Here is a 10,017-nt window from a genome sequence, read left to right on the forward strand (position 1 = left end):
GTTATTATTTGGTTCCCCGTAAAAGTATTACTCGTCCCAAGATTTGCCTTTTCACTTAAGCCCGTAGCTACTGCCTGTGTGGTGGTCAATATAAAAAAGCAAGTGGTTAATCAGGAAATGGTTAAACAAGGTATGGCTTGGCATTTTAAACGGTATTCTACAAATGAAACCTATGCTAGGTTAGAACTTATTGCACGGAAAAACAAAGTAGGTCTTTGGCAGGATAAAAATCCTATTGCCCCTTGGCTCTGGCGGAAACATAGGTATTAATGATTTAAAAAAGAGTTTACAATTTGGCACAAGGTTTAAATAAAGTGTTGGCGGGGACGCCAACACCAACAAAAATATCTAGCAGCATTTAGCTACCCGCCAAATGCCTAATCAAATCTATTTCTCCTTCTTATCTCGAATACCCGCTATAAATGACGTTAAACCGATATTGATGTTGAACTTGTTAGATAGAAAAATCTTTTAAAGCCCTATTCAAACTACGCAATGTAATGCCCAAATAAGCGGCCATATCATCTTTGGTAATCGCTATGCCCTGTTTTTCTTGAAGTTCCAAAAGTTTGGCCAGTCCGTGTTCTACCGTATACAATTGCTGAAAGGAAGCCCTGCTACTGGTATTGACTATACGTTCGGCCAACTCTTCTAGCAGCAATTTATTTAAGGTCAGGTCTTTGGTCAGCAGTGCCCTAAAGAACGGTACAGCCAGAACATAAACCTTTATTTCCGTAAGTGCCGCTACATTGCAAAGACCATCCATTTGCCTGATGGCCTCAATCTCGCCAAGGATCTCGCCCCTCCCCAAAAACTCTACAATATAATCCTTGCCATTTTCCTCATTAAAAAAGCATTTCACAATCCCTTCCTTAATCACCAGCACTCGATGGCAAGGTTCACCTTGATGGAACAATAATTTGCCCTTTTCAAAATGGTACAGGCTCACCTCAAGCTCATTGCTTTGATAAAGCTTATCGATATAGGACAAAAATTCGGTATTTGTTCTCAACATATGTCAAAGTTCGGACATTTGTCCTTTTCTTGTGCAGATATTTCTTTCACCTTTGTAATATTAACAAAGATAACCGATGAAAAACCAAATCAAAACCATTGCTTTCGATGCCGATGACACCCTTTGGGAAAATGAGCCCTATTTTAGAGAAGCGGAAATAGAGTTTACCCAACTGCTTCCCCATCTTACATCGGATGAGGTCATTAAACAGTTGTTCGAAATTGAAATGAAAAACCTAAAATTGTACGGTTATGGCATTAAAGGCTTTATGCTGGGCATGATAGAAACACTGGCGAAACTTAGCGGCGACAAAGTGGATACCGCACTGATCTCAAAAATATTCGAAATTGGGCACGAACTTTTGAACAAACCTATCATCCTATTAGACGGTATCGAAGAGACCCTGCAGCACCTATACGGAAAATACAGATTAGTAATGGCAACCAAAGGTGATTTATTGGACCAGGAAAGAAAATTGGAAAAATCTGGTTTGGCAAAATACTTTCACCACATTGAAATTATGAGCGATAAACAGCCAGCCAATTATCGTAAACTTATTCAGCATTTGGACTGCAAACCTGAAAACTTTTTGATGGTGGGCAACTCTCGGAAATCGGATATTTTGCCTGTTTTGGCCATCAATGCCTTTGCGGTGGAAGTGCCTTACCACACCACTTGGATCCACGAAGTACATGAAGAGGAAATTGTACATCGAAATTTCATCCGTGTGGAAAGCATTGATCAGGTGATTCCATTGTTATAGTAATTTGCCACAGATGCACAGATAGAAAAGAATGATAAGCGATCTAAATACTCCAGTCTCCAACCATCCTCCCACGGAGGAAATGAGGACTATTCAATTCCCCTCTTCTAAAGAGGTATCTAACGAGCGGGGTGTTCAATATTCATCTGTGCATCTGTGGCCCAAAAGATTGCTTCGTCATTCTTCCTCGCAAAGACGATCACACTTCCGTCATTGCGAGCTTTGCGAAGCAATCCATAAATAAAACCCTAGCCACCTGTGGCTAAACAAAAAAAGATATGAAAAAAATCAACATAGAAACGTGGAAAAGAAGAGACCACTTCAAATTTTTTAGTCAGTTTGACGAACCATTCTTTGGCGTAGTAGTGAATATCGACTGTACCAAAGCCTATGCAGATGCCAAGGCAGCAAGTAAATCTTTTTTCCTGCACTACCTATACAGAGCTTTAAAAGCTGCTAACGATATTGAAGCATTTCGCTATAGAATTTTAGATGGCGAGGTAGTTCTTCACGAGCAAATCAATGTTTCTACCACCATAAACAGGCCAGATGGCACTTTTGGATTTGGTTACTTCGACTACAACAACGATGAGAACGTTTTTATTGCAGATGCTCAAAAAGCCATACAAGAAGTACAAGCTACAGAAGGCCTAACGCCATCACAACCTGGTGCAAATGAAATACACTTTTCTGCCATACCATGGATAGATTTCACCGCATTATCACATGCCCGCAGCTTTACCTTTCCAGATAGTGCACCTAAAATCTCTTTTGGGAAATTAACGGAAAAAGAAGGAATTAAAAATATGCCAGTTTCCATACATATACACCATGGTTTAGCCGATGGTTACCATGTTGGTTTATTTGTAGCGCAGTTTCAAGAGTTGATGAACGCATAACAAAAGGCTCGACATTTCCACCTTCCGCAAATCAAACAAGGAATTGATTTAGACTAGTTAACGTAGCTAAAAGCACAGAAATACCAGCATTCCATTTAATGAGATTCATTCATGGCAATTATATAATCCATGAGTGTTTCTGTTTCTGCCTTAAGTTCGTAAAGTCCTCTCAGTTCATGCCATTTTTCCAAAAGGCGATCTTCCTGATGGGCAAAATCAGCATCAAATTTTGCGATATCTCCTATTAAACCTATTATCGTTTCGTCTTTGTTGGGATCATCTTTCCATTCGAAAAATAGTCGATAAAGTTCAGCTATAGGCTCTTTTACCTTATTGATGATCCTCACAGGATAAACCATGGGTTCATTGAGCTTAGCCTTCAATAAATCATAAAGCAGGTTAAACCGATAGGCCAATCCTTTGGTTTTCAACCGAACCAAGACAACAAGATCATGAAACAATTCGACCATACCAATGTTCAAGGCATGCATGCCCATCAACGTAAAATAGGCATTACCTACACTACTATCGCCTGCTTCCCAAAGGGGATTAAAAATTAATTCTTTAAAAAGTGACCTATTTTTTTGTCCTCCCATGGCAGTTCCCAATATAATTCCCGATATACAGGAGGTAGAAACCCGGTCGTTGGCATGCGCCAAAATCTTTCTGCTCCACGCCTCCTCGCCTATTTTTTCGAACAAAACCGGAAGGAGATCAGGAAACAAATGGGTTTCCAAACATTTGCCTATTTCGGCCCTTAGCAGTTCTTTTTCTTCGGTCAGCTCATAATTCAACAACCCTAGGCAAACTGCTGTATGCAAATCCCAGTTTCTATGGTCGGAAAATAACCCTTGATAATTGTTCAGTAATATTTTTTGAGTAGCCGGATGTTCTAAATAAGCCAAAGCGGTTAGTACTTCTGGCCCATAGGGATTCTTAAGCTGATCATTTGCGATCACAACATGATAAAGCTCTTCGGCAATGGTTGCATCTCCACTAGCCATGATCGCCTCTAGCAAACGTGGATCATTTTTTTTCAGGAATAGTTTTAAGAGCACCCGACTATCAGCGACCTTACCCAATTGCGCAACTAATGTTAAAAGCAAGGGCAAATATCGTTCATTTCCTTTATCACCTAGAAGGTCAACTATCTGTGTGGTAGCCTTTAGCATTTGACCCGACACTATACTTTTTTAACCATTTTAACATGCTGTATACCCGCCTCTTCAAAGTGCTCTCCTTCGGCCACAAAACCAAACTTTGCATATAAACTCACTGCATCGAGCTGCGCATTAAGGTAAATATAATGGGCATCATTTGGCAGATCGTCCAATGTGGTTGCAATCAAAGCCCTTCCTACCCCTTTTCCCCTGAAATCTTTCAATACGGCAAAGCGTTCCAGCTTATAGCCATCCGCTGTTTTACGCCATCTACAAGCACCACAGGGTTGATGATCCAATAAGGCTAAAAAATGTACCGATTCTTCTTCATTTGCCCACTCTAATTCAGGGGGACAATGCTGCTCATCAACAAATACAAATTTACGAATGGCGAAGACCTTTTCCAGTTCCTCTTTAGTTGATGCCTTAATTACTTTTAACGTTTCCATCTGATATACTTTTAATCGGTAAACTTTGTCGAAGCATTACAAAAACGATCTAATCATCCATTTTGTTTCTCCACTCCCTGCCAAAACAGAAGAATAATTAATCCCCTGTAATTTACATACTTTTTATGTTATTCCTCCACACCCTATCCAAAAAGCCCGATGTCAATACTTTTTTATTCTCATTTGCTATTGAACATTATACCAACAACCAAATCAATATATTTTTCTATAAAAACCTGCTATTCATAGCTAAATATTTATCATTTGTCGCAATTAACATTTGTTAACATGACTATTTGTAAAATTCGCTTCCTATGAGACGGATTTTATTGATAATCTTAGCAGTTTTCGCTTTATATCATCAAGTGAGAGCACAACGTTTGCTCAAAACAACTGCTGTAATTAGTGGATTTTATACTTTACCACTAACAGATATGCTAGATACGCTTGCGAGGAAAAGCAATATCAGGTTCATTTATGACATGGAGATGATCGCTCCGCTGCAGGTAACCGACCAATATCATGAAGAACCGGTAAAAAACATATTGGCTTCTATTTGCAAGGCAAACAATCTTCATTACTGGGTCGAATCAGAACAGGCCATTTACCTCATCAGATCAACCGAAGATCTGCCCAGGCTTAAGAAAATGATGCACGATCTTCATCCCAACATCGCTTATGCCCCAAAAGTATCGAAGGTAACTTCACAAAAAGATAACAAAGTTATTTTTGTGGCCATTGCTCCATCCCCTTCAGAAAGTAATGCGGTAAAAAAGACCGTACCATTTACCATCAGTGGAAGGATTATTGATCAGGTAAGTGGCGAGTCCCTTCCTTCGGCCTTAGTTAAGATAGAAGACCACAACCTCACTACACAAACCAATTCCGATGGTTATTTCACCCTCTTCAATGTACCTTCAGATACTTGCAGAATCATTATCAACTATGTGGGCTACCTACAAGAGACCTATTATCTCAATACCGAAAACATCAAAAAGCCCCTCCTCATCGGTCTGTTCACGGCCGTAAAATCTTTAAACGAAGTGGTGGTTAAAGGCAAAAAAGGTGAATCACTGATGAACATGGACAAACGCAAGGTCAGCATACTGCAAATTAGTCCTTCAAAGTTAGATGAGCTGCCCAATGTGGGCGAAAGAGATATCCTTAGGTCCTTTCAATTAATGCCCGGCATTAGCGGGAGCAACGAATCTTCTTCTGGTGCTTATGTTAGGGGTGGTACTCCCGATCAAAACCTGGTCTTGTTTGATGGCTTTACTGTTTACCAGGTTGATCACCTCTATGGTTTTTTCAGTGCCTTCAATAGTAACAGTGTGAAAGATGTGACCATGTACAAGGGAGGATTTTCTTCAAAATTTGGGGGACGTTTATCAAGCGTAACCGATATTGTGGGCAAGGAAGGAAACAACAATACCGCAAATTTTGGGGGAGACATCAGCTTGTTGAGTGCCAACCTCTATTATGAAAAACCCATAAACAACAAATCTACCCTATTACTTGCCTACCGGAGATCTTACGAAGGACCTCTATACAACAAGATCTTCAACAAGTTCAACACCAGTACCATTTCCTTGGGAAACGGAGCCCCAGGCATGGGCAATAGGCCTGGAGGAGGAGGTGGTCCGGGCGGCTTTGAGCAAAATGTATCTACCCCCGCATCGGCCTTTTACGACCTCAATGCCAAATACACCTATGCTCCAGATGAAAAAAACAGGTTTTCGTGGAGTTTATACCAAGGTAATGACAATCTGGACAACAGCAAAACCATTACTGTTCCATCTTTTATAACAAGCAATGGTGGTGAAATTACCAATACCGATAAGACCACTTATGGCAATCTGGGCTCTAGTTTCAAGTGGTCGAGAAAGTGGAATCCCAAAATCTACTCCAATACCTTGTTAAGTTTCTCTACCTACCACAGTGACAGGGATAACAGCAACCTGTTAACGCTTGTGGACACGGCAGGCAATGAAAGTGAGGTAAGAAATGGCACCTTCGAAAAAAATAAACTGAGCGATCTGAGTTTAAAATCTGACTGGGAATGGCAGTTAAAGGATAAAGCGAAGGTACTGTTTGGCGTTTTTGGCTCCTACCAGGATGTGAATTACGACTTTAGCGAAAGTGATACAAGCAAGTTAATTGATCAACATACCAAAGCTGGAATTGGAGGTGCCTATGCCGAAATTGAGCTCAATCCGAACGATAAACTGCAGATAAAACCAGGCATTCGCAGCTCCTTTTACAGCGAAACGGGGAAGCTGTATTTCGAACCCCGACTGTCAGGGTCTTATACCCTAACCGATCAACTCACCCTAAAAGCATCTACAGGAAAATTTTATCAGTTCACCAATCGGGTAATTAGGGAGGATATCTTATCAGGCAGCAGAGATTTTTGGGTATTGGCCAATGGAAGCGCCATCCCTGTAAGTTCGGCCAACCATTATATACTAGGCATGAGCTATGAAACCGACAATTTTTTATTTGACGTGGAAAGCTATTATAAAACATTGAGCAATTTAGCCGAATATTCCCAAAGACAAACGGGGAACAGGAGAACGGGAATTACGCTGGAAGAACATTTTTATACCGGTAATGGTTACACCAAAGGCATAGAGTTCCTCGTACAAAAAACCAGGGGTAAATACACGGGTTGGATCAGTTATACCCTAGCAAAGGCTATAAACAATTTCGAAGCTTATGGTGGCGAATTTGCGGCCAGTCATGATACCAGACATGAATTCAAATCTGTAAACCTTTACCACTATGGCCGCTGGTCATTTGCGGCCACTTGGATTTTTGCAACAGGCAAGCCCTATACCGCACCACTTAGCAGCTATACCATAAATGATTATAGTGGCAATAGCCATACCTATCTTACCATTAGCAATAAAAATGCCCTTAGGCTTCCCTCCTATCACCGACTTGACCTTTCTGCCACTTACGATCTCCTTAAAATAGATAGCCGAAAGGTGGGCAGCATTGGCTTTTCGGTATTCAATGCCTACAATCGAGGGAATGTATGGTATCAACAATATACTATTGTAAACAATCAGGTGATTACCTCCAATGTCAATTATTTAGGTCTTACCCCAAACATTACCCTAAGCTTAAAATGGAAATAAAACTACTATCCCATCGCCATAGCTACATTAGCTATAGCTTGATTATTGCTTTCCTTTGCATTCTTTCCTGTAAGAAAGACACAACGATAGCTAATTACGGCCTACCCGTAGTGGAAGGCTATCTCATACCGGGTCAGCCTATACGTATTAAGGTGTATTACCAGAAGTATCTGGAAGATACCCTATCCTATGGTTATCCCATTACCGATCTGCACCTTGCAATTTCCAATGGTACCAACAGCGTTAACCTAACAGAAATAGATAGCGGCACCTACCAATATACAGACCATACATTTATCAAGGAAAATGGCCACTATACCTTAAGCTTTATGTACCTGAACAAACAGATTACGGCAAGTACAAGCATTCCGAGCAAACCTTTAAATTTTAAGGTGTCAAGTACCGAACAGAAAATTCCAACATTCAGTATAGGTTCTACCCCCAGCCCCTTTGTACCCATCCACTTCAGCTGGACCAATACCAATTTAGAGAACTATTATATGCTTTCTTTTCAAAATATAGAAACAGATCCCACGAGAATTGATTCAAGAAGGCCAAGGTCCAATCCAAATATGGAAGTTCTGGTTGGACTGGTGGCCAATTATTATACTTCGCAAGAGAACTTCACTTATTTGGGGAGCCATAATGTCTTATTGTTCCATATCAATAAAGAATACAATGAAGCCCTTAAAAGTCCAGGTACACGTTCACTAAATTTAACAAATCCATATACGAATGTTGTAAATGGTTTAGGTATTTTTACCGGCCTAACAGCCGACACCTTGCACATCAACGTTTACCAATAAAATGAGGGGAAGAACACTCCATATTCTTTATGCCTTAATACCATTATTTTTCTGGATGATGGTATTAAGCCTTCCTTTATTTTCTAATTTCGAGCACATGTCGCCCGCATCCAGGCAACTACGTATCCAAAATATATTGGTCAGCAACATCTTACTCATTATCATTTTCTATTTACACCATTATTTCATCTATCCATTAAGGGATAAGAAATATGGTATTATTAAATATCTGGGGCTCATTGTCTTTTGCCTCATTATACATCTTTCCCTAAGCTATATATTATTTAATCGCTCGTTCGATAATTTTAGAGGTCAAGAAAAAAATAGCTTTAGGCCGCCAAAGCCCAATATCATGATGCCCATTTTGCCCTTTGCCTTGGTCATAGTGGTAGGTTTCTGCTATCGGCAATATATGGAAAAGGTAAAAAGGGAAAAGCTGATCAAAGAGTTAGAGAATATTCAGCTCAAGACTGAACTGGCCTTTCTTTCCTCGCAGATAGAGCCACATTTCATATTTAATACACTGAATACCATGGTATCTATGGCCCGAAAAAAATCTGAATTGCTGGAAATTTCCCTCATTAACCTTTCCCAGCTGATGAGGTATATGCTATATAGCAACAATGGAAAAATCATCAATCTTGCGGACGAGATTACCTACATTAAAAATTATATCGACCTGCAATTGATCAGGTACAAAGACGATGTAGAACTTAAATTGCAGCTTTTGGGTCCATTTGCCAATTATAATATAGAACCTATGCTCCTGATCCCATTCATTGAAAATGCGTTTAAGCATGGCATAGGTAATATTGAACATCCAATCATAGACATCTCCATTATCATTGATGAAAAGAAAAATATAGTGAACATGATGGTGACCAATACCATTACCCCATTAAAAACCCTGATAGCAAAGGACAGCGGAATTGGCCTGAACAATGTAAAAAGAAGATTAGAACTGCTCTATCACAAAAAACATCTGCTGCACATCGAAAAGAAAAAAAATACGTTTATCGCCATGCTTCAAATTAACTTATGAACTGTATTTTAGTTGACGACGAAAAACCAGCTTTAGAGCTACTGGAAGACAATATCAAACAAATTCCCTACCTTAATATTGTTGCCTCTTGTCGAAATCCATTCTTGGTATTGGAGTTACTCGAAAAAAATAAGATAGACCTTCTCTTTCTGGACATCAATATGCCCGGATTAAGCGGATTGGATTTGTTAAAGTCTATCAAAAACCCACCCATGGTTATATTAATCACCGCTTATCAGGAATATGCGCTTGATGGCTTTAACCTCGATGTATTGGACTATCTGGTCAAACCAGTTCCCTTTGGCAGGTTATTGAAGGCCACCAATAAAGCACATGAACAGTACTTGGCAAAGCAACAGCTGTTACAGCCGCAAGCCATAGAAGACGATTATGTATTTGTAAATGCCAATTACGCATTAGTTAAAGTAAGAATACAAGACATCAATTTCATTGAGGGCCTGAAGGACTATGTACGTTTTCACCTCAAGGGAGGGAAACCAGTGGTTACCAGGCTTGGTTTGAAAGGCCTCGAAGAAAGGCTGGGCCAGGATAAATTTTTACGTGTCCACAAATCATACATAGTGGCATTGGACAAGATCGAATCCATCCAAAAAACGCAGTTGATTATTGCCGGGGAAGAAATACCAATTGGTATTGGCTATAGACCGCTACTACAAACACATATCGGCAACAAAAATCTTTAAACAAAAAGCGCTGCGATGATCATTGCAGCGCTTTTTGTT

10 protein-coding genes are annotated in these 10,017 nt (G+C 39.9%); 7 read left to right on the forward strand and 3 right to left on the reverse strand.

What is annotated here, in order from left to right:
• On the forward strand, positions 1-270 hold a 270-nt coding region (locus JHD79_RS21875), incomplete at its 5' end, for a thermonuclease family protein (protein ID WP_199121491.1).
• Positions 271-454: 184 nt separating this feature from the next.
• On the opposite strand, the gene JHD79_RS21880 is transcribed toward JHD79_RS21875, so the two are convergent.
• A complete protein-coding gene (locus JHD79_RS21880; RefSeq protein ID WP_199121492.1) occupies positions 455-1,015 on the reverse strand; it encodes a Crp/Fnr family transcriptional regulator in 561 nt (186 codons plus the stop codon).
• Between the two features lie 76 nt (positions 1,016-1,091).
• Here JHD79_RS21880 and JHD79_RS21885 point away from each other — a divergent pair, with 76 nt between their 5' ends.
• Positions 1,092-1,778: an HAD family hydrolase gene (locus JHD79_RS21885; RefSeq protein ID WP_199121493.1), complete on the forward strand. Its 687-nt coding sequence runs from the start codon at positions 1,092-1,094 to the stop codon at positions 1,776-1,778.
• A gap of 278 nt (positions 1,779-2,056) precedes the next feature.
• Positions 2,057-2,677, forward strand: a complete 621-nt coding sequence (locus JHD79_RS21890; RefSeq protein ID WP_199121494.1) for a chloramphenicol acetyltransferase — start codon at positions 2,057-2,059, stop codon at positions 2,675-2,677.
• Between the two features lie 95 nt (positions 2,678-2,772).
• Here the strand turns inward: JHD79_RS21890 and JHD79_RS21895 are convergent, their stop codons facing one another.
• Positions 2,773-3,861: a hypothetical protein gene (locus tag JHD79_RS21895; RefSeq protein WP_199121495.1), complete on the reverse strand. Its 1,089-nt coding sequence runs from the start codon at positions 3,859-3,861 to the stop codon at positions 2,773-2,775.
• Positions 3,861-4,286, reverse strand: a complete 426-nt coding sequence (locus JHD79_RS21900; RefSeq protein ID WP_199121496.1) for a GNAT family N-acetyltransferase — start codon at positions 4,284-4,286, stop codon at positions 3,861-3,863. Before JHD79_RS21900 ends, JHD79_RS21895 begins: the two co-directional genes overlap by 1 nt.
• 314 nt (positions 4,287-4,600) lie before the next feature.
• Here JHD79_RS21900 and JHD79_RS21905 point away from each other — a divergent pair, with 314 nt between their 5' ends.
• From JHD79_RS21905 to JHD79_RS21920, 4 genes are read left to right on the forward strand one after another with little or no spacing between them, the layout of a single operon-like run.
• Positions 4,601-7,426 (forward strand): TonB-dependent receptor, encoded by a 2,826-nt coding sequence (locus JHD79_RS21905; RefSeq protein WP_199121497.1) that lies wholly within the window; start codon positions 4,601-4,603, stop codon positions 7,424-7,426.
• Positions 7,417-8,232, forward strand: a complete 816-nt coding sequence (locus JHD79_RS21910; protein WP_199121498.1) for a DUF4249 family protein — start codon at positions 7,417-7,419, stop codon at positions 8,230-8,232. Before JHD79_RS21905 ends, JHD79_RS21910 begins: the two co-directional genes overlap by 10 nt.
• 1 nt (position 8,233) lies before the next feature.
• Entirely contained in the window at positions 8,234-9,274 is a 1,041-nt protein-coding gene (locus JHD79_RS21915; RefSeq protein ID WP_199121499.1) for a sensor histidine kinase, read from the forward strand.
• Positions 9,271-9,978, forward strand: a complete 708-nt coding sequence (locus tag JHD79_RS21920; protein ID WP_199121500.1) for a LytTR family DNA-binding domain-containing protein — start codon at positions 9,271-9,273, stop codon at positions 9,976-9,978. Before JHD79_RS21915 ends, JHD79_RS21920 begins: the two co-directional genes overlap by 4 nt.
• Positions 9,979-10,017 lie beyond the last annotated feature (39 nt).

This window comes from Pedobacter sp. ASV28 (genome assembly GCF_016428855.1).
Lineage (GTDB): Bacteria > Bacteroidota > Bacteroidia > Sphingobacteriales > Sphingobacteriaceae > Pedobacter.